Source organism: Bacillus sp. RAR_M1_44, assembly GCF_020165935.1.
GTDB classification, from domain to species: domain Bacteria; phylum Bacillota; class Bacilli; order Bacillales; family Bacillaceae; genus Bacillus; species Bacillus altitudinis.
The window spans coordinates 157,675-177,665 of sequence record NZ_JAIUKX010000002.1 but is presented as its reverse complement, the minus strand read 5'-3'; the positions used below and the strand labels follow the sequence as shown (position 1 = coordinate 177,665).

Sequence of the window (19,991 nt, the reverse complement as noted above, 5' to 3'; positions counted from 1 at the left end):
TATATTTCTCGTTATTATAACAAATTTATTTCACGATAGAAAAGCCTTTTTACTCATTTTCTTGCTGGAACTTTTTCATAAAGTCCGCAAGCTTTTGGCAGTCTTCTATAGAGACAGCGTTGTAAATCGAGGCTCTGCATCCGCCAACAGAACGGTGGCCGGCGAGTCCAACCATTTGTTCTTGTTTTGCTTTCTCCACAAAGGATGCAGTGAGTGCATCATCACGCAGGGTAAACGTGACATTCATATGCGAACGGCTGTCAGCACGTGCATGCCCTTTGTAAAAACCGCCACTTTGATCAATCGTATCATACAGAAGCGCTGCTTTTTGTTCATTGCGTTTTTCTGCTGCTTCTACACCGCCCGCCTGTTTCACATGCTCCAGGACAAGGGACAGCATATAAATCGCAAAAGTTGGTGGTGTGTGATAAAGAGAATTGGCTTTGGCATGTGTTGAATATTTTAAAATTTTAGGTGTGCCGCTTTTTTCTTTCTCTAATAAACGTTTGCGCGCGATCACAATCGTGATACCAGAAGGCCCTAGATTTTTTTGTGCCCCGGCATAAATGAAATCAAATGAAGACACGTCTATTTTTTTGCTGAGAATATCACTGGACATGTCGGCAATAAGCGGGAGTGACGTGTTCGGGAACGTTTTCCACTGAGTACCGAAAATGGTATTGTTCGATGTGATGTGCAAGTAAGCACCGTCATTTAAAACGGACGCATCTACATCTGGAATATACGAATAGTTGTCGTCTTCACTTGAGGCAAACACTGATGTTTCACCAAACCCTTTTGCTTCTGACAAGGCTTTCTCTGACCAAGCACCTGTTTGGATGAAATGAGCCGTTTCGCCTTCATGTAAGAAGTTCATCGGAATCATTGCAAATTGAAGACTTGCCCCGCCTTGTAAAAAGAGGACCTCATAATCTTCTGGAATGTCCATCAATTCTACCAAGAGTGCTTTCGCTTTATTGTGGACTTCTTCATACTCACCGCTGCGATGAGAAAGTTCCATCACAGACATCCCGGTTTGTTTAAAATCAACAAGTTCTTCCTGTGCTTTTTGAAGCACTTCTAGCGGCAGCGCCGCCGGACCAGCATTAAAATTCGTCGTTCGCTTCATCACAATCTCTCCCTATTTCTCGCGTTAATGGATCAAAAGATAAAACCATCCTATCACAAATTTGAAGCATTTGGACAAAAAATTTGAATCGTCCTAAATATCTTACGATTCAGAGGATAAGCACAGAAAAGAGGCGAAAAAAAGAAAAACCTCATCAATTAAGATGAGGTAAGGCGCGTATGGATGGCAGAAGAAATGTCTTTTAAATCCTCTGATGTATATTGATCTTGGTGAGATTTCCATACGGCACCAAAGCCGTCGCCTTTGCCATAACGCGGAATAATATGCATATGGTAATGGAACACAGATTGTCCGGCTTTTTCACCGTTGTTGTTCAGAAGGTTTAAACCAATTGGTTCAAATTCTTGCTTAATCGCTCTAGCAATTTTCGGAATCGCTTGGAAGTAATGATTAGACACTTCTGGTGTCATGTCATAAATGTTTTCTTTATGTATTTTCGGGATTACTAGGGTATGTCCTTTCGTTACTTGGCTAATATCAAGAAAAGCCAATACGTGCTCATCTTCATATACTTTTGCACATGGAATGTCTCCATCAATGATCTTGCAAAAAATGCAGTCGCTCACGCCATGTCACTCCTCATTATTTTTCCTTTATCGTATCACAAAAAGAAGCAAAAAAGAAAACAGGACAAGCGAACTCCTTTGGTCGCTCATCCTGCTCCTGCAGAAGAAATGCTGATGCTTTCATTTGATATGCCTTTTGAATTCTCTATTTACTGAAATAAAGAATTCATATGCCTGCTATTTCTGCCGTAAACACCTCATTTGACGTTTTGGTTCGTCGTATACATATTTGTATAGGACACAAAAATCAAGAATCAGTGAAGCAAAACAGAAGCTAAGGTTTTTAGATGAAAAACCAATTTGTCATGCGGTCATTGCCTTTAACAAACACCTCATTTACGTATTGGTCATCAAGTTCATTTCTTCTACATACATTATGATGACCAGTATGCCTATGTTTTATTCATGAGTTGTCTATAGGTAAACATTTCAAATTGTCTTTCGTTTTTGGTACTATAAAGGAAAAAAGAAAGAAAGGAACGAACTGATGTCCCTTCTAACTGTAAAAGATGTAACGGGTGGATATACAAAGAATCCCGTTCTGAAAAATATTTCATTTGAATTAGAAAGAAACCAAATCGTTGGTCTCATTGGCTTAAACGGGGCGGGAAAAAGTACAACCATTCGTCATATTATTGGATTAATGAAACCTCATAAAGGGGTCATTGAGCTGAACGGACGAACCCTTCAAGAAGATCAAGAGGCGTATCGTTCACAATTTACGTTTATTCCAGAGACACCTGTCTTATATGAAGAATTAACGTTAAAAGAGCATTTAGAGCTGACAGCGATGGCTTACGGCCTTTCAAAAGAACAATTAGAAGAACGTCTGCCGTCTTTGCTGAAGGAATTCCGAATGGAGAAGCGATTGAAATGGTTCCCTGCTCATTTTTCTAAAGGGATGAAGCAGAAGGTGATGATTATGTGTGCATTTCTTGTGGAGCCAGAGTTGTATATTATCGATGAGCCGTTTTTAGGGCTTGATCCGCTTGCGATCAACGCACTATTAGAACGTATGAATGCGGCGAAACAAAATGGCGCAAGTGTTCTGATGTCAACGCATATTTTAGCCACAGCGGAACGTTATTGTGATTCCTTTATTATTTTGCATGAAGGGGAAATTAGAGCGAAAGGAACACTGACAGAACTAAGAGAGCAGTTCAACATGAGAGATGCGACACTCGATGATCTTTATTTGGAATTAACAAAGGAAGAAAGCTATGAGTAAAACAACGCAAACCATTTGGAAATCACGATTAGAAGAACACGTACAAGAAACAAGAAAATATTTAAAATATATGTTCAATGATCATCTTGTGATTGTGCTCATTTTTTTCCTTGCAGGCGGGGCGAGCTGGTACAGTAATTGGCTGAAGCATATTCCTGCTCACTTCCCATCCTATTGGGTCATGGCAGTTGTTTTCTCATTGGTACTGACTAGTTCTTACGTGCGAACGTTGATCAAAGAGGCAGATCTTGTGTTTATGCTTCCTTTGGAAGCTAAGATGGACCCTTATTTAAAACAAGCGTTTAACTTTAGCTTCATTTCTCAGTTATTTCCTTTGATTGCCGTGTCCATTATTGCACTTCCGCTATATTCGGCTGTCTCCTCAGGCGATCTGATGCTATATGTGCTCATTTTGGCGCAAATGATCTTAATAAAAGGTCTGAATACAGCGATTCAGTGGAGAATCACTTATTTTCAAAAGAAACATGTCAGATGGATTGATGCAGTGATTCGTTTTCTGCTCAATACAATGTTAATGTATACCGTTTTACAAGCAGCTTATGCCATTGCCATCGTTTTTTATCTTTTATATGCTGTCTATCTCATTTACTTAACAAATGCAGTAAAAAAACAGCCTTTTCAATGGGAATTGCATATTTCTGATGAGTTAAAACGAAAACAGCGTTTTTATCGCTTGGCAAACTTATTTACGGATGTCCCTCATTTAAAGAAACAAGTGAAAAGAAGGGCGTATATGGACTGGGTCTTGCAGTTTGTCCCTTATGAACAGCGTAAAGCTTTTTCTTATATGTATGTGAGGGCGTTTTTACGTTCAAATGACTATTTTGGTCTTGTGTTTAGGTTAACGGTCGTGTTTGTGCTGATCCTCTTGTATACAGGTGCAGCAGGCTGGGTGGGGGCATTACTTGTCTTGTTTACAGTCTTTATCACAGGTGTACAGCTTGTCCCGTTAACAAAGCACTTTGCTCATCTGTCGTTACAGGCACTTTATCCTGTGTCTCAGCAAGAAAAAGATCGAAGCTTTTTTGTTCTCGTACGAAATGTGCTCATCATCCAGTCAATTTTACTGAGCTCCGCCGTTTTCCCAGCAGGTGGATGGAAGGGAAGCGGACTTGCTCTTCTCATTTCATTGGTATTTGTGCTTGTCCTATTCAAGCCTTACGTACAAAGCAGATTAAAAAAGATGAGATAAGCGGAGATTTGTTTTTTACAGCGAGCGTATGATGTCACCAAGGAGGGAACTGGGATGAATGCAGCTGAACGGGAACTGTATGAAGAGGCCATTTTTTTTCAAATGCGTTTTTTAAGAAAACCATCCAAGATCGAGCGGTTTTCAAAAGGCGTTCAGCAGCAAGTGAATCGCCGAATCCCTACTCGATTTCATCAAGTCATCACAAGTACGGTGAAAACAATGGTTGAATCCACAATATCAGGAAGCCATTTTACTTCATTTACAGTCATTGATGAACAATTGTCTATTGTAGAGCGAAATGAGCTGGCAAAGGAAAAGGTGACATATTATCAAAAGGCCGCTGCGATTGAAGGAATTGGCACAGGTGCGGGTGGATTGTTTCTCGGAATGGCGGATTTCCCTCTCCTTTTGAGTATTAAAATGCAATGTCTTTATGAGCTTGCCTGTATATATGGATTTGATTTGTCTCAAAAAGAGGAAAGGCTCTTTTTGCTTTGTATTTTTCAACTCGCCTTTTCAAGCAGTACACACCGTCAAAAAATGATGAAACTCATTGAAGAATGGGAAACAACCCGGGAAGAAATGGATTGGTATAGCTTTCAGCAGGAATATCGAGATTATATTGACCTTGTGAAGCTGTTTCAATTAATGCCTGTGGTCGGTGCCGCTGTTGGTGGGGTGGCAAATCATCAGCTGACAGGACAGCTTGGTGAAGTCGCACGCCATGTGTTTCACTTGCGTGTGTTGAAGGAATTGAAATAGAAAAGCCGCTGCCCAACAGCGGCTTTTTTTTATTCATCGTAGGAAAGGACGGCATGAGCGAGTACCTTTGCTGCGACAGGCATTGCGTTTTCGTTAATATCAAATTTCGGATGGTGGTGTGGATACACATCTTGGCTGTTTTCTGGCATAGCGCCTGTATAGAAGAAAGTACCAGGAACATGCTGAAGGTAGTAAGCAAAGTCTTCTCCGCCCATTTGGGTTTCTGCTTCTTTTACTTCTGTGACTCCTTCTGTCTGTCTGGCTATTTCTGCTATATATTCAGTTGGTGCAGGGTGATTTTTGACTGCAGGATAGCCTCTTACATATTCATAAGTATAAGAGGCATCGTGCATGTGGCAGACACCTTTCACCACCTGTTCAATTTCACGTTCAATGATATGGCGTGCACTCTCTTCAAAGGAACGTGCAGTACCTGTTAGCACGGCCGAATCTGCAATGACGTTAAAGGCATTTTCAGCGACAAATCCCCCTACAGATACCACCGCAGAATCAATCGGGTTGACTTTACGGGCCACGACCTGCTGAAGATTGGCTACAATTTGTGAACCGATGAGTACGGCATCTTTCGTCAGGTGCGGCTGTGCGCCATGTCCGCCTTTCCCTTGCACTTGAATAGAGAAACGATCGGCGGCTGCCATAAAGTTCCCGCTTTTATAAAGAACAGTGCCGCATGGCTCTGAGGACCAAAGGTGGGTGCCGAAAATGACGTCAACACCGTCTAAACAGCCATCTTCAATCATTGGTTTCGCACCGCCGGGGGCATATTCTTCAGCGTGTTGATGAATGAGGACGATTTTTCCTTTTAATTGATCTCGGTGCTCATGTAAGATCTTCGCTAAGACGAGAAGTGTTGCTGTGTGGCCATCGTGACCGCATGCGTGCATGACGCCAGGTTTTGTTGAACGGTAAGGTACATCCTTTTCATCATGAATGGGAAGTGCATCAAAATCAGCTCTCAGTGCAATGGTCGGTCCAGGGTAAGCTCCTTCAATAAAAGCGAGTACACCATGTCCGCCTACATGTGTGCGTGTTGGGATATGTAATCTGTCATAATATTGAGCGATGTAAGCAGCTGTTTCCTCTTCCTGAAAAGAAAGTTCTGGATTCATATGGAGATGGCGTCTAATTTCAACCATTTCCTCATATTGTTCATCAAGACGTTCATTGATCCTTTTGTGTAAAGTGGATACTGTCATTGATCCGAAAACCTCCTTTAGGCTCTTTTACTGATTGTATGGTAATTGTTAGAATCTTTCAACAGAAGAGGATGTCGAGAATGACAGAAAAGGTCATTTTACATAAAAGTCGAAGGTTAAGTATGAAGCTTGAAAAAGGGGGAGTGGCATTGGGAAGCTGTCCAAATTGTTCAAAAGCATTTTCTTTCGTCGAAAAATTTCATTTATCGCATACGAGAATGATGCTGTGTCCAAGCTGCCGGCATCAAATCAAAGAAACGTTCGTTTCGAAAATGAGCTTTTTAATGATTTGTTTGATTCCACTGTTGGTACTACTTATTCAGATGAAAGGTGCTTCACCTATGCTCAAATGGCCCATCTTATTAGGATGGATCTTGCTGAATTTTTATGTACTTCAGCCAATCATTCATCGGTACGAGCTTAGAGAAAAGCGTTAAAAGCCCAGCAGAAGGGCTTTTTTTTATGAAAAAAAGAAGTGCGAAGAGCAGCACTTCCTTAATGGTCTATGACGGCATGATAGGATGTCAGATAGGCAGGACGAGAGAAGATGGAGCCAGTATCCTCGTGCGGCTGAAAGAATGCTTCTGACTCTTGAAAGTCTTGAAATAAGTCTTCAGATTCCCAAAGGGTCAAAATTAAGTACACTTCTTCATCCTTTTTTGGTCTTAACACACGAAGCGCCTGAAAGCCGCGCTGGTGCTCTGATATGTTTGTTTTTTTCTGAAAGGTGGATTCAAAAAGTGCTCTGCTTTCGAGCTTTACAGGGATATGATTCAGCGTGACAAAGCCAGATTGGACGAGCTCACCTTTTGTATAAATCACATCATAGGAATGGGGTGCTTTAAAGACTGTCTCACCCTCCGTTTCATGAAAAAGAGCCGCTTGTTCCTTACCGACCGTATAAAGCAGATTTTCAAGATGATGTTTTTTTGCGATTTTTTGCAAAAAGTCTGCTGTTCCATATGTAATATAGAAATTCATCTAAACCGCCTCCTGCTTGATAGTATAACAAAAGAATGATATATAATTCTTTGGTAGTCAATCCATAAAACATATTATGAAGCAATACATCCCATACTATCCGTATAAAGGAATGAGGTGACCTAATTTGAAGAAAAAGAAGATAATCATTCCATTAGTCATTGCAGGAAGTACAATCGTGCTTTCATTTATTGGCTATCTGACCATTTTATTTTTAGGACATTATGTCATAGATGAGAAGAAGCTCGTTTTTCACGCTTCCTCGAAAATCATTGATCAGAATGGAAAAGAACTCACAAGCATGTATTCAGAAAATCGGGACCCTGTGTCATTAAAAGAGGTCCCAGATAAAGTGGCGAAAGCTTTTGTTGCTGTAGAGGACAAGCGCTTTTATGAGCACCACGGAATTGATGCACAATCGATTTCAAGGGCGGTTTATCGAGATATATTAGCAGGTGGAAAGGTAGAAGGCGGCAGTACCATCACTCAGCAGCTCGCCAAAAATATCTTTCTCACAAATGATAAAACGTTTCTTCGAAAAACAAAAGAAGTCATTATTGCGATCAATTTAGAAAGAGATTATTCAAAGGACAAGCTGCTCGAAATGTATTTGAATCAGCTTTACTTTGGTCATGGCGTCTATGGGATCCAAGCAGCGGCCAATTACTATTTTAGTAAAGATGTAAAAGATCTCACAGTTAGTGAAGGAGCTACACTTGCTGCCATGCCAAAGGCACCTTCAACGTATTCCCCTGTTCTACACCCAGATAAAAATAAACAAAGACGGGATACCATCCTGAATTTAATGAATGAACAAGGATATTTGTCTTCTACAGAAACAGTTGAAGCAAAAGGAAGAACACTTGGTATTCATTTAAAAAAGAAATCAGAAACCCCTTGGGTGGACAGTTATGTAGATCTCATGATTAAAGAAGCAGAATCACAGTATTCGATTTCGCATGAACAATTGCTTCAAGGCGGCTATACCATTACGGTACCAATCGATATGAATTTGCAAAAAGTTGCCTATGATGCGATGAAAAACAATCGTTATTTCCCGGGAAAAAGCGGGTCACCTGAAGGAAGCGCTGTGTTTATTGACAACGCATCTGGTGGTGTAAAAGCAGCAATAGGCGGACGAGAATATCAGGCAAGAGGCTATAACAGAGTCACAGCTGTTAGACAGCCTGGTTCTGTCTTTAAGCCGATCGCAGTATATGGTCCAGCGATGCAGGAGAAAAAATTCAGACCATATTCACTGCTTGAGGACAAGGAAAAAAGCTATGACGGCTATTCTCCAAAGAACTACGATGGACAGTACGAGGGCAGGGTCACGATGGTAGAGGCTCTCATGAAAAGTAAAAATACATCTGCCGTATGGACGTTAAGCCAGCTTGGCATCGATACGTCTAAATCCTATCTTGAGAAAATGGGGATGGATATTTCGGATAAAGGACTTGCCATAGCGCTTGGTGGTTTAGAAAAAGGGGTTTCTCCATTGCAGATAGCTGGAGCATTTCATACATTTGCAAATGAAGGCGTCTATAAAAAGCCGTTCTTCATTCAGAAAATCACGAATGATGATGGAGAAACCGTTGAAAAAAATCGAAACAAAGAAGAACGAGTGTTTAGCGTGCAAAATGCTTGGAATATGACAAGAATGCTTCAACAGGTCGTCAAAGGCGGAACCGCTCAGAGCGGATCATACGCTGGAGATTTGGCTGGTAAAACAGGCACAACTACGTATTCCGGTGTCAAAGGGGCAACGAAAGATGCTTGGTTTGCTGGCTACACGCCTAGTACAACAGGGGCAATCTGGATGGGGTATGACAAAACGGATAACAGTCATTATTTAACTGGCGGCAGTCAGTATCCAGTGCAGTTAATGAAAGATATTTTAACGACAGCCCAAATAACCAATGAAACATTCCAAAAACCAGAGGGAATTAAAGAACTTCAATCGCCAATCCATTTAGAAGGACTGTCAGGCTTTGAAGCACGTTATGCATTTAAAATCAAAGGGCTCTTTACATTGGAGCTGTCATGGGATGAACAGGAAGACAAACGCGTTGAATATCGTATTTATGAAAAGAGAAATGGAAGCGAGACCCTGATCGATTCTGTAACAGGAACAAACAGCTACACAATGCCGTATGCAAATGTGTTTTCAGATGCGCAGTATAAGGTTGTTCCATACAATACTCAAACACAAGAAGAAGGCGAAGGTAGTGCTTATATCAAGCCAGAGGCTTTTGGACGTTAATATTCGGCGATTTTTTGAACATTGAGCCGCTTTAGTATACCGAGCCCTGAAAAAGCGGTATAGTAAAAGCAGTGTTTGAGCCTTATACAAAGAGAGTGTGAGGCGAAAGGTGGAATGAAAGGTAATGGGAAAAACGAAGGCTTTTAATGACACGTTCTTAAAGGCGTGCAAAGGGGAAAAAACAGACCATGTACCAGTTTGGTATATGAGACAGGCAGGACGCTCGCAGCCTGAATATCGTGCCCTTAAAGAAAAATACGGGCTATTTGAAATTACGCATCAGCCAGAGCTATGTGCTTACGTAACAAGACTTCCTGTAGAACAATATGGTGTAGATGCCGCTATTTTATATAAAGATATTATGACGCCGCTTCCAGCTATTGGAGTGGACGTTGAAATTAAAAATGGAATTGGACCAGTGATTGACTCGCCTATTCGGACAAAGGCAGATATCCAGCGTCTTGGAGAGCTTCATCCTGAAGAAGACCTGCCGTATGTGCTTGATACGATCAAGCTGTTAACAGAGGAGCAGTTGAATGTTCCGCTGATTGGTTTCGCAGGTGCACCTTTTACGATGGCAAGCTATATGATCGAAGGCGGTCCATCTAAAAATTATCATAAAACAAAGGCGCTCATGTACAGTGAGCCAGAGACATGGATGCTTTTGATGAATAAATTAGCCGATATGACGATCACATACATACGCGCTCAGGTAAAAGCAGGCGTCCGAGCATTTCAAATCTTCGACTCTTGGGTTGGCGCTTTAAATGCAGCAGATTACCGGACCTTCATTAAGCCTGTCATGCAGCGTATTTTCACAGAGCTGAAGTCTGAAAACGTACCAATGATTATGTATGGTGTCGGTGCGAGCCATCTGGCGAAAGATTGGCATGACTTGCCGCTTGATGTCGTTGGACTGGATTGGCGTATGAGTATAGACGAAGCGCGAAAAGAAGGCTTAACAAAAACGTTACAAGGAAACCTTGATCCAACGATTTTACTTTCTCCTTGGGAAGTGATTGAAGAAAGAGCAAAAGCGATTTTAGATCAAGGGATGAAATCAGATCAATTCATCTTTAACTTAGGTCACGGGGTATTTCCTGATGTCTCACCAGACACGTTAAAGAAGCTGACTGATTTTATTCACGATTATTCAGCTAAACATAAAAAGACATCCATCTAAATGATTTCAAATGATCTGAAGGAGTGTTGGTTGTGGAGAAAAAGAAAATGGGGCTACTTGTCATGGCATATGGCACCCCATATAAAGAAGAAGACATTGAACGTTACTATACACATATCCGTAGAGGCAGAAAGCCAGAGCCGGAGATGCTGCAAGATTTAAAGGACCGCTACAAGGCAATTGGCGGCATTTCTCCTTTATCAAAAATTACAGAACAGCAGGCAAATGGTTTGTGTGAACATTTGAATGAGATCCAAGACGAGATTGAATTTCATGTATACATTGGGTTAAAACATATTGAGCCTTTCATTGAAGATGCAGTCGCTGACATGCACCGAGATGGCATCACAGAAGCGGTGAGTATTGTCCTTGCACCGCACTTCTCCACATTTAGTGTGAAATCGTATAACAAACGTGCACAAGATGAAGCAGAAAAGCTTGGCCATCTGAACATTACTTCTGTTGAAAGCTGGTACGATGAACCGAAGTTTGTGGACTATTGGGTGAAACAAGTGAAAGAGACGTATGTATCCATGAGTCAGGAAGAAAGAGATTCAGCAGTGCTGATTGTGTCTGCACACAGTCTTCCTGAAAAAATTATTGCAGCAGGAGACCCATACCCTGATCAGCTTGCACAATCTGCAAAAATGATTGCTGAAGGTGCAGGAATTGAGCATTATGAAATTGGTTGGCAAAGTGAAGGCAATACGCCTGATCCATGGCTTGGACCAGACGTACAGGATCTCACGCGTGACCTATTTGAGCAAAAAGGCTATAAAACATTTGTATACGTGCCTGTTGGATTTGTCGCTGATCACCTTGAAGTGTTATACGACAATGATTATGAATGTAAAGTCGTCACGGATGAAATTGGTGCAGCCTACTATCGTCCAGAAATGCCAAATGCGAAACCAGCATTTATTGATGCACTGGCAGCAGTCGTATTAAAGAAGCTTAATGAAAGCAAGTAATCATATAAAAGAAGGCGATCCTATGCATGACAATCAAAAACACCTTGTCATCATTGGCGGTGGCATCACGGGTTTGGCCGCCGCCTTCTATTTGGAAAAGGAAATTGAAGAAAAAGGCCTTCCTATCCAAATATCTCTTATTGAAGCGAGTCCTAGGCTAGGTGGAAAAATTCAAACATTATATAAAGACGGTTATATCATTGAACGTGGACCCGATTCATTTTTAGAAAGAAAGGTCAGTGGACCCCAGCTGGCAAAAGATGTTGGCCTATCTGATCAGCTCGTCAATAATGAAACAGGGCAAGCGTATGTATTAGTCAATGAAACCCTTCATCCGATGCCAAAGGGGGCTGTCATGGGCATTCCAACTCAAATCAGTCCTTTCATTACAACTGGGCTTTTTTCAGTTGCCGGAAAAGCACGTGCAGCGATGGATTTCGTTTTGCCAAAAAGCAAACAGACAGAAGATCAGTCTCTGGGGGAATTTTTTAGAAGACGTGTGGGTGATGAAGTGGTGGAGAATTTAATTGAACCGCTACTATCAGGCATTTATGCTGGTGACATTGATCGCCTGAGCTTAATGTCTACCTTCCCGCAGTTCTATCAAACAGAACAGAAGCATCGCAGTTTGATTCTTGGGATGAAAAAATCACAGCAGCATGCAAAAGCGCAACAAGTGACAGCGAAAAAGCAAGGACAGTTCCAGACAATCAATCAAGGGCTGCAAGCACTTGTTGAAGCGGTCGAAAGTAAACTCAAGCTGACGAAGATTTACAAAGGGACAAAAGTGACCCAGATCGAAAAAGCAGAGGGAGGCTATGGCGTTCAATTAGACAGCGGTCAAACGCTTTTTGCAGATTCTGCCATTGTGACAACTCCTCACCAATCGATCTATTCCATGTTTCCAAAAGAAGCAGGGCTTGAGTACTTGCATGACATGACATCGACTTCTGTTGCAACAGTTGCACTCGGATTTAAAGAAGAGGATGTTCACAATGAATATGATGGTACTGGTTTTGTCATCTCAAGAAATAGTGATTTCTCCATTACAGCATGTACGTGGACAAATAAGAAATGGCCTCACACTGCACCTAAAGGAAAAACATTGCTCCGTGCATACGTTGGGAAAGCTGGCGATGAATCAATTGTCGAACAGTCTGATCATCAAATCGTGAGCATCGTGCTGGAGGATTTGAAGAAAATCATGGATATTAAAGCAGATCCAGAGCTGACGACAGTGACTCGCTGGAAAACAAGCATGCCGCAATATCATGTGGGTCATCAAAAACAGATTTCGACGATGCGAGAAACGTTTATGCAATCATATCCTGGTATTTATATCACGGGTGCTGCATTTGAAGGTGTTGGGATTCCTGATTGTATTGATCAAGGAAAAGCTGCCATCTCAGAAGCTGTATCTTATCTATTTTCATAAAAAACAAACTCCCTTTTCTGTCATGGAAAGGGAGTTTTTCATGTTCGTATGTTTAGAAAAGAGTGGTGAATAATAAAATTGAACAAAGTTGTTGCATCTGAGGAAAAGGATGTGGTATATTACTTTCTGTACTTAATGACCGAAACGTTCAAATAGTCATTTTGGGAGTGAGATCATGAGTGTTGATAGGAGACAAATGATTTTAGATGGAGCAACAAAGGCATTTACCCAGTTCGGGTATAAAGCCACGACAATGGACCTTGTAGCAAAGCTTGCCAACGTTGGAAAAGGAACGATTTATACTTTTTTCAAAAACAAAGAAGAGCTGTTCGATGAAATTTTCACATCACTGTTAATGGAGATGAGGAAAATTGCAGATGAAGCAATAGATGAGAAGAATAGTTTCTCAGAAAACCTTCATTTAGCACTCTTTGCAATATTAGAATTTCGAAAAAACCACCAGCTTACAATTAAAATCTTTCAGGAAAATGCGGAGCTTGGCACATCAGCAGTGAAAGAAATGATTGAAAAAATGGAGCAGATGATCATTCGCTATATTAAAACAAAAGTAAAAGAAGCGATTGAAAAAGGCGACATTAAGCCCTGTGATCCTGAATTGACGGCATTTGTGATGGTGAAACTATATATTGCACTTATTTTTGACTGGGAAAAGCGATATGAGCCTTTAACAAAAGAAGAGGTCGCTGAATCGCTCGAGCTTTATGTACTAAAAGGACTGTCTGCAACAACATAATTTTTTTTGAGTTCAAATGACCGAATTCTTAATTTAGTCATTCATCAATGGGAGGAAAACAGCAATGAATTTAATTCGGAATCAATGGAAAGACATTGTGACGAGCAAAAAACTACTGATCCCGATTTTAGCTGTCTTATTTATTCCACTGATTTATAGTGGTGTATTTTTAAAAGCTTACTGGGATCCATATGGTACAGTTGATCAATTACCTGTAGCGGTTGTCAACTTGGATGAAGGCAGTCATTATGACGGCAAAACCCTTCAAGTGGGCGATGATTTAGTGAAGGAATTGAAGAAAAACGATAGTTTTAAATGGCATTTTGTTGATAGTGAAGAAAAGGCCATCAAAGGGTTAAATAACGAAGACTATTATCTCGTCGTCGAGATTCCGAAAGATTTCTCGAAAAATGCGAGTACAGTACTAGACAAACATCCGAAAAAATCAAATCTGAAATATTATACGAATCCAGGCGCAAACTATGCTGCGTCTCAAATTGCGAATAACGCCATTATCAAATTAAAAGATTCGGTTTCAAAGGAAGTCACAGAAAATTATGCAGAGGTCATCTTTGATAACTTCAAAACGATTGCAAAAGGATTAGATCAAGCAAGCGATGGAGCGAAGAAAATTGATGACGGAACAAAAAGCGCAAAAGACGGTAGCCAAAAGTTAAAAGACAATCTGGCGAAATTGGCAGAAGGAACGTTAACGTATAGCGAAGGTGTTCATCAGTTTGCAGGAAAAATGGGTGAACTGAACACTGGAATTCAATCTCTTGATAGCGGTCTTGGTCAGCTCTTAACAGGCTATCAAACGATTGATCAGAAATTTGGTGAGCTTGGCACAGGCATTGATACATTGACTGAAGGGTTAAACACAAGCCGTGAAGGACATGAGCAGCTTTCTTCTAAAATGCCGCAATTCACAGCAGGCATTGAGCAGCTGAACAATAAAGCACAGTCATTTTCAGAAAAAATCGCTGCTGTGGAGAAAGTATTGTCTTCACCTGAATTAGCGAATCTTGAAAAGATGGCGCCTAAGATTGATCAGGTGAAAAAAGATGCAAAAACGTTCAGTACCAAACTTGCTTCTTTAAAAGAAGCATTATCTAATCGAGATGCAAAAGTTAAAAGTATTATTCAAAACAGCTCGATGACAGATGAAGAGAAAAAGGCGGCAATGGATCAGCTAGACAGTCTTCCTACAATCGAACTGCCTGATTTGTCTGGTCTTGAGCAAAGCTTAGCGGCGCTGCAGGAACTGCCTGACGCAAGTGAAGTTCAGTCTGCGGTTGCATCTGCAAAAGCACAGCTACAGCAAGTCAAGCAGCTGCCAGAGAAAACAGAACAGCTGTATACATCGACAGTCGCCATACAAAATGCGATTGATCAAATGACATCCGGTACGAATAAATTGTATCAAGGTGCACTGAAGCTTCAAACGGGCCAAGGGAAATTACAAGATGGCCTGCAAACAGCAAATGGAAAGCTTGATACAGCGAAAAGTGGTGCGGATAAACTGGCAAATGGTTCAAGCCAGCTTAGTGCAGCATTGAATAAACTAGAAAGTGGATCAGCGAGTATCCAAAGCAACTCATCTAAACTGGCTGAAGGGTCAAAATCCCTTGATAAAGGATTAGGTGACTTAAAAAGTGGGACTGGAAAGCTTTCTGATAAGCTAAAAAGCGCTGCAGATGAAACAGGAGACATTGATGCGGGGCAGGACAATTACAATATGATTGCAAGCCCAGTCAAAACAGAGAATGATACAGCGAAAAAAATTGATAACTATGGAACAGGGCTCACACCATATATTTTATCAATGGGACTCTTTGTTGGAGCTCTTATGCTGACTGTTGTATTCCCAATGAAAGACCCTGCAGGACGCCCTAGAAATGCGTTTGAATGGTTTGTCAGCAAATATAGTGTGCTCCTCTTAGTCGGTATCTTGCAGGCAGTGATTGCAAGCTCCATGCTCATCTTTGGACTTGGACTTGAGGTGGAAAGCCTCTGGCGCTTCTATCTCTTTGCGATCATCGTCAGTCTGACATTCCTAGCGATCATTCAGCTTCTTGCGACGACGATGGGGAATCCAGGTCGCTTCATTGCCGTCATTATCTTGGTTCTTCAGCTTGCAGCAAGTGCGGGTACATTCCCGCTTGAGCTTGTACCAAAATTCTTCCAAGTCATTCACAGTCTGCTTCCAATGACGTATACCATCAACGGATTTAGAACGATCATTGCCAGCGGTGATAACAGTTATTTATGGCACCAAGCAGCGATTCTTGGAACAGTAGCCATCATCATGATGGCTGCAACAACAGCATACTTTGCTTGGAACATAAGAAAAATGAAACAAGAAGAAGCATAATCAAAAAAACCTTTCTCTTCCATGAGAAAGGTTTTTTTGATTAGAAATTAGACATCAGGAACCCGAAGCGATATATTTTAAGAAGGATGCTGAAAAAAGGCATGCTTGGAAAGAATTTCTTTTAGATGAAGGAGGATATGCCGAATGACAACGGAAGTAAATGAAACGGTTCAGCTTATTCAAAAGCTTGTGTCGATCCCAAGTCCATCAGGAAATACTGAGAAAGTGATTGGCTTTGTCGAACGTTTTTTACAAGATTTAAATATTGAAACGAAGCGAAATCGAAAAGGCGGATTAATTGCCACCCTAAAAGGAACAGATGACAAGGAACACCGCATGCTGACAGCACATGTCGATACGCTCGGTGCGATGGTCAAAGAAATTAAATCAAATGGCCGGCTGCGTCTTGCACTCATTGGAGGCTTTCAATATAACTCGATAGAAGGCGAGTATTGTGAAATTGAAACAGTAACAGGTCGTACATACACAGGTACCATTCTGATGCATCAAACGTCCGTTCACGTATATGAGGATGCTGGAAAAGCGAAGCGAAATCAAGAAAATATGGAGATTCGCTTAGATGAGAAAGTGAAAAATGCAGATGATGTGCAAGCACTCGGCATTCAAGTAGGAGACTTTATCTCATTTGATCCTAGAGTGGAAGTGACGTCTTCAGGTTTTATTAAATCAAGACACCTTGATGATAAGGCAAGTGTGGCGCTGTTGCTGAGATTGATTCACCGCATTCAAACAGAGAACATCACATTGCCGCATACGACACATTTCTTAATTTCAAATAATGAAGAAATCGGATACGGTGGGAACTCGAATATCCCGGAAGAAACGGTAGAATATTTGGCTGTTGATATGGGAGCCATCGGTGACGGCCAATCAACCGATGAATACAGTGTGTCGATATGTGTGAAGGATTCTAGCGGTCCTTATCACTATGGTCTCCGCAAACATCTAGCAGCATTAGCTGAGGCAAATAAAATCGATTACCGCCTTGATATATACCCTTATTATGGCTCAGATGCGTCAGCAGCGATTCGAGCAGGGCATGATATCATTCATGGACTGATTGGACCTGGCATTGACTCTTCGCATGCCTTTGAAAGAACCCATGAAGACTCCTTGATTCATACAGCCAATCTTCTGTACCACTATGTTCAAAGCAAATTAATCACAGTATAAAAAAAGAACCCCATGATCGGGGTTCTTTTTGATTAGCTTGAAAGTTGTGTTGGCTCAGGTACATCTTGTCCAGTCATCACGCGGTGTCCTTTTTCAGGGTCATATTGCCCTTCCCATTTAGACATCACGACAGCTGCAAGTGCATTACCAGTTAAGTTGACAACGGTTCTTGCCATATCCATGATACGATCAACACCTGCAATAAAGGCTAGACCTTCAGCAGGAACACCGATCGTTCCAAGTGTTGCAAGTAATACAACAAAGGATGTACCAGGAACGGCAGCCATTCCTTTTGATGTCACCATCAGTACAAGGATTAGTGTGAGCTGCTGTACGATTGTGAGGTCAATGCCATATACCTGCGCTAAGAAAAGCGCCGCAATGGCTTGATACAAGACGGAGCCGTCCAGATTAAACGTATAACCAATAGGGATTACAAAAGAAACAATTCCTTTTGGACACCCGATGCGCTCCATTTTATCCATGACTCTCGGTAAAACTGTTTCAGAGCTGGATGTACTAAAGGCGAGAAGCATTTCGTCTTTCATGTAAGCAAGAAATCTGAAAATATTGACGCCAATCATCTTTCCAATAATTCCGAATACAACGATAAGGAAGAGAGCGAGCGCAAAATAAACAAGACCTACGAGCTTACCTAATGAAACAAGAGATTCAAGACCAAATTTTGATACTGTCACACCAATGAGCGCGAACACACCAAATGGTGCAGCTTTCATCACAACATTGACGACATGGAACATCGCATGTGACACACCTTCAAAGAAGGCGAGCACTGGTTTGCCGCGTTCACCAATCGCTGAAACGCCAAGTGCGAATAATACAGTGAAGAAAATAATCGCAAGCAAATCACCTTCCGCCAATGATTGGAAGAAGTTCGTCGGAACGATATGAAGGAACGTATCAGCAACCGATTTACTGCTTTGTTCTTTTTCCGTTTCAACATACTGGCTAATATCCTGTTTTTCTGTATGTCCAAAGTCAACGCCTGCACCTGGTTGAACAAAGTTCGCAAGCACAAGACCAAGGATGATCGCAAACGTTGTGATAATTTCAAAATAAAGAATGGTTCTAAAACCAAGCTTCCCTACTTTTTTACCATCACCCGCACCTGCAACACCTAAAATTAAGCTAGATACGACAATCGGAATGACAATCATCTTAATGAGTCGTAAGAAGAAGTCTCCAATTGGTTTTAAATATGTCTCAACACCAGGGTTACCGAAAAAGATCGCACCAACCACGACACCGAGAATAAGACCGATTAGGATTTGAGTAGCTAATCCAAATTTTAATTTTTTCATAGATTTCCTCCCTAACATATTCATTAAAGGAATATTCCCATTATATTAAGTTTTAATATATGAATTAAAGTATAACTAAAATTAAAGAGGTTCGTCCACGATTAAATTATATTAAGAAAATACAAAATTATTTGAAAAAATGGACACTTCGAACCCCCTTCGTTGTTTTAAGTCAATAAAAAGTGCCTTCCGAACTAAAAGTCATCATATGAAAATACTAAAAAACCCTTTTGTACCAAGGGTTTTACCTTTTTACCTATTTTTCAGAAAAAATAAAAAGCACTTTTGACTCCAACTGACGAAGGAGGAAAAAAGTGCTTTTTTATTCTATTTATTCCCTTATTTAAGATAACTTACTTGTGAGCATTCCTCACATTCATTACCGTAACACTCGTGCTGTTCCATTAAATCATTTCCACATTTTGTGCATTTTTTTGAAGGCAAATTTCTAAAAAACTCAGTGATTTTTCCTAGCATTTGTCATCCTCCAATACGTTTTATTGCTATCATTGTATTATAACAGATTGATAATTGTCAATCTGTTTTGTAACAATAGGCAAGAAGAATGCTTTTTTTATGAAAAATGGGTATATTGTAAGAAGGGGATTTTTTGAAAAGGAGGAAATATGACGATGAAATTAACCGTGATTGGTTGCTACGGAGGATTTCCAGCAGCTGGTGAAGCCACATCAGGTTATCTTTTTGAATCAGATGGTTTTCGTCTGCTTGTCGACTGCGGGAGCGGAGTTCTGTCAAAGCTTCAGCAATACATTGATATAGAAGAACTAGATGCTGTACTCCTTTCTCATTATCATCACGATCATATTGCAGATATCGGACCTCTCCAATATGCGAAGCTAGTGGGTTATCATTTAGGAAAAAGCAGTGGTCCGCTGACGATCTACGGACACACCGGGGATCAAGCAGCATTTCAGCGGCTCTCTGATGATGTACATACAAAGACAACACCTTATCAGCCGGAAGAGGGCATTCAAATCGGACCATTTCAAATTGATTTTTTGAAAACGGTTCATCCGGCAGAATGCTATGCGATGAGAATTCAGGCACATGAGGCTGTGGTGGTGTATACAGCCGACTCCAGCTATCAGGATGCATTTATCCCTTTTAGCAAGGATGCAGACTTACTTATTGCCGAAAGCAACTTTTACGCCGGACAAGACGGATCGGGTGCAGGACATATGAACAGTACTGAAGTAGGGAAGCTGGCTAGTGAAGCAAATGTTGGGGAGCTCATCATCACCCATCTGCCTCATTTCGGTCGGCATAAAGACCTAGTCAATGAAGCACAGGCGTTATATACTGGCAATATACAGCTTGCCCATTCAGGGCTTAGATGGAACAAGGAAGGAAGATAGAG

Annotated in this window: 18 protein-coding genes; 12 read left to right on the top strand and 6 right to left on the bottom strand. The window is 41.1% G+C overall.

Annotated elements, in window-relative coordinates:
• Window positions 1-49 precede the first annotated feature (49 nt).
• Both serC and LCD34_RS14390 read right to left on the bottom strand, forming a co-directional pair.
• Entirely contained in the window at window positions 50-1,129 is a 1,080-nt protein-coding gene (gene serC, locus LCD34_RS14395) for a 3-phosphoserine/phosphohydroxythreonine transaminase (protein ID WP_007497164.1), read from the bottom strand.
• 158 nt (window positions 1,130-1,287) lie between these two features.
• Window positions 1,288-1,716 (bottom strand): HIT family protein, encoded by a 429-nt coding sequence (locus LCD34_RS14390; RefSeq protein WP_008348883.1) that lies wholly within the window; start codon window positions 1,714-1,716, stop codon window positions 1,288-1,290.
• Window positions 1,717-2,203: 487 nt separating this feature from the next.
• On the opposite strand from LCD34_RS14390, the gene LCD34_RS14385 reads away from it, so the two are divergent.
• The 3 genes from LCD34_RS14385 to LCD34_RS14375 are packed head-to-tail and all read left to right on the top strand — an operon-like array spanning window position 2,204 to window position 4,919.
• Complete coding sequence (locus tag LCD34_RS14385) at window positions 2,204-2,944, top strand: ABC transporter ATP-binding protein (RefSeq protein WP_008348877.1); 741 nt, start codon at window positions 2,204-2,206, stop codon at window positions 2,942-2,944.
• On the top strand, window positions 2,937-4,157 hold the full coding sequence (locus LCD34_RS14380; RefSeq protein WP_224559630.1) for an ABC transporter permease: 1,221 nt from the start codon (window positions 2,937-2,939) through the stop codon (window positions 4,155-4,157). The genes LCD34_RS14385 and LCD34_RS14380 overlap by 8 nt, the downstream gene beginning before the upstream one ends.
• A 54-nt stretch (window positions 4,158-4,211) precedes the next feature.
• The gene (locus LCD34_RS14375; RefSeq protein WP_224559621.1) at window positions 4,212-4,919 is read left to right on the top strand and encodes an EcsC family protein; all 708 of its coding nucleotides are present in this window, start codon (window positions 4,212-4,214) and stop codon (window positions 4,917-4,919) included.
• A 29-nt stretch (window positions 4,920-4,948) separates the two neighbouring features.
• Here LCD34_RS14375 and LCD34_RS14370 read toward each other — a convergent pair whose 3' ends face one another.
• Window positions 4,949-6,136: a M20 family metallopeptidase gene (locus LCD34_RS14370; RefSeq protein WP_224559613.1), complete on the bottom strand. Its 1,188-nt coding sequence runs from the start codon at window positions 6,134-6,136 to the stop codon at window positions 4,949-4,951.
• An 80-nt stretch (window positions 6,137-6,216) separates the two neighbouring features.
• Here LCD34_RS14370 and LCD34_RS14365 point away from each other — a divergent pair, with 80 nt between their 5' ends.
• Window positions 6,217-6,573 carry a hypothetical protein gene (locus LCD34_RS14365; protein ID WP_008348868.1) on the top strand — a complete coding sequence of 119 codons (357 nt, stop codon included), beginning with the start codon at window positions 6,217-6,219 and terminating at the stop codon, window positions 6,571-6,573.
• 58 nt (window positions 6,574-6,631) lie between these two features.
• On the opposite strand, the gene LCD34_RS14360 is transcribed toward LCD34_RS14365, so the two are convergent.
• Window positions 6,632-7,117, bottom strand: a complete 486-nt coding sequence (locus LCD34_RS14360) for an antibiotic biosynthesis monooxygenase family protein (protein WP_125589131.1) — start codon at window positions 7,115-7,117, stop codon at window positions 6,632-6,634.
• A gap of 127 nt (window positions 7,118-7,244) precedes the next feature.
• Between LCD34_RS14360 and LCD34_RS14355 the strand changes: the two genes are divergently transcribed.
• The 7 genes from LCD34_RS14355 to LCD34_RS14325 all read left to right on the top strand — a co-directional run bounded on the left by LCD34_RS14355 (window position 7,245) and on the right by LCD34_RS14325 (window position 17,291).
• Complete coding sequence (locus LCD34_RS14355; RefSeq protein WP_017360307.1) at window positions 7,245-9,380, top strand: transglycosylase domain-containing protein; 2,136 nt, start codon at window positions 7,245-7,247, stop codon at window positions 9,378-9,380.
• 124 nt (window positions 9,381-9,504) lie between these two features.
• Complete coding sequence (hemE, locus tag LCD34_RS14350) at window positions 9,505-10,563, top strand: uroporphyrinogen decarboxylase (RefSeq protein ID WP_007497181.1); 1,059 nt, start codon at window positions 9,505-9,507, stop codon at window positions 10,561-10,563.
• Window positions 10,564-10,595: 32 nt separating this feature from the next.
• Complete coding sequence (hemH, locus tag LCD34_RS14345; protein WP_224559611.1) at window positions 10,596-11,534, top strand: ferrochelatase; 939 nt, start codon at window positions 10,596-10,598, stop codon at window positions 11,532-11,534.
• A gap of 22 nt (window positions 11,535-11,556) precedes the next feature.
• Window positions 11,557-12,969 carry a protoporphyrinogen oxidase gene (gene hemY / locus LCD34_RS14340; protein ID WP_039167644.1) on the top strand — a complete coding sequence of 471 codons (1,413 nt, stop codon included), beginning with the start codon at window positions 11,557-11,559 and terminating at the stop codon, window positions 12,967-12,969.
• A 175-nt stretch (window positions 12,970-13,144) separates the two neighbouring features.
• Window positions 13,145-13,723 (top strand): TetR/AcrR family transcriptional regulator, encoded by a 579-nt coding sequence (locus LCD34_RS14335; RefSeq protein ID WP_007497184.1) that lies wholly within the window; start codon window positions 13,145-13,147, stop codon window positions 13,721-13,723.
• Between the two features lie 64 nt (window positions 13,724-13,787).
• A complete protein-coding gene (locus tag LCD34_RS14330) occupies window positions 13,788-16,097 on the top strand; it encodes a YhgE/Pip domain-containing protein (protein ID WP_056705113.1) in 2,310 nt (769 codons plus the stop codon).
• 144 nt (window positions 16,098-16,241) lie between these two features.
• A complete protein-coding gene (locus LCD34_RS14325; protein ID WP_050827110.1) occupies window positions 16,242-17,291 on the top strand; it encodes a M42 family metallopeptidase in 1,050 nt (349 codons plus the stop codon).
• A gap of 32 nt (window positions 17,292-17,323) precedes the next feature.
• Here LCD34_RS14325 and LCD34_RS14320 read toward each other — a convergent pair whose 3' ends face one another.
• Both LCD34_RS14320 and yhfH read right to left on the bottom strand, forming a co-directional pair.
• Window positions 17,324-18,613: a cation:dicarboxylate symporter family transporter gene (locus LCD34_RS14320; protein WP_008348850.1), complete on the bottom strand. Its 1,290-nt coding sequence runs from the start codon at window positions 18,611-18,613 to the stop codon at window positions 17,324-17,326.
• Window positions 18,614-18,952: 339 nt separating this feature from the next.
• Window positions 18,953-19,090 (bottom strand): protein YhfH, encoded by a 138-nt coding sequence (yhfH, locus tag LCD34_RS14315; RefSeq protein WP_008359029.1) that lies wholly within the window; start codon window positions 19,088-19,090, stop codon window positions 18,953-18,955.
• A gap of 155 nt (window positions 19,091-19,245) precedes the next feature.
• Here yhfH and LCD34_RS14310 point away from each other — a divergent pair, with 155 nt between their 5' ends.
• On the top strand, window positions 19,246-19,989 hold the full coding sequence (locus tag LCD34_RS14310; protein WP_224559609.1) for an MBL fold metallo-hydrolase: 744 nt from the start codon (window positions 19,246-19,248) through the stop codon (window positions 19,987-19,989).
• Window positions 19,990-19,991: the final 2 nt, after the last annotated feature.

What these genes read in the sequence shown, in the direction of transcription:
- serC (WP_007497164.1), bottom strand. Translation starts at nt 1,129, where the DNA reads ATGAAGCGAACGACGAATTTTAATGCTGGTCCGGCGGCGCTGCCGCTA.
- LCD34_RS14385 (WP_008348877.1), top strand. Translation starts at nt 2,204, where the DNA reads ATGTCCCTTCTAACTGTAAAAGATGTAACGGGTGGATATACAAAGAAT.
- LCD34_RS14380 (WP_224559630.1), top strand. Translation starts at nt 2,937, where the DNA reads ATGAGTAAAACAACGCAAACCATTTGGAAATCACGATTAGAAGAACAC.
- LCD34_RS14375 (WP_224559621.1), top strand. Translation starts at nt 4,212, where the DNA reads ATGAATGCAGCTGAACGGGAACTGTATGAAGAGGCCATTTTTTTTCAA.
- LCD34_RS14370 (WP_224559613.1), bottom strand. Translation starts at nt 6,136, where the DNA reads ATGACAGTATCCACTTTACACAAAAGGATCAATGAACGTCTTGATGAA.
- LCD34_RS14365 (WP_008348868.1), top strand. Translation starts at nt 6,217, where the DNA reads ATGACAGAAAAGGTCATTTTACATAAAAGTCGAAGGTTAAGTATGAAG.
- LCD34_RS14360 (WP_125589131.1), bottom strand. Translation starts at nt 7,117, where the DNA reads ATGAATTTCTATATTACATATGGAACAGCAGACTTTTTGCAAAAAATC.
- hemE (WP_007497181.1), top strand. Translation starts at nt 9,505, where the DNA reads ATGGGAAAAACGAAGGCTTTTAATGACACGTTCTTAAAGGCGTGCAAA.
- hemY (WP_039167644.1), top strand. Translation starts at nt 11,557, where the DNA reads ATGCATGACAATCAAAAACACCTTGTCATCATTGGCGGTGGCATCACG.
- LCD34_RS14335 (WP_007497184.1), top strand. Translation starts at nt 13,145, where the DNA reads ATGAGTGTTGATAGGAGACAAATGATTTTAGATGGAGCAACAAAGGCA.
- LCD34_RS14330 (WP_056705113.1), top strand. Translation starts at nt 13,788, where the DNA reads ATGAATTTAATTCGGAATCAATGGAAAGACATTGTGACGAGCAAAAAA.
- LCD34_RS14325 (WP_050827110.1), top strand. Translation starts at nt 16,242, where the DNA reads ATGACAACGGAAGTAAATGAAACGGTTCAGCTTATTCAAAAGCTTGTG.
- LCD34_RS14320 (WP_008348850.1), bottom strand. Translation starts at nt 18,613, where the DNA reads ATGAAAAAATTAAAATTTGGATTAGCTACTCAAATCCTAATCGGTCTT.
- yhfH (WP_008359029.1), bottom strand. Translation starts at nt 19,090, where the DNA reads ATGCTAGGAAAAATCACTGAGTTTTTTAGAAATTTGCCTTCAAAAAAA.
- LCD34_RS14310 (WP_224559609.1), top strand. Translation starts at nt 19,246, where the DNA reads ATGAAATTAACCGTGATTGGTTGCTACGGAGGATTTCCAGCAGCTGGT.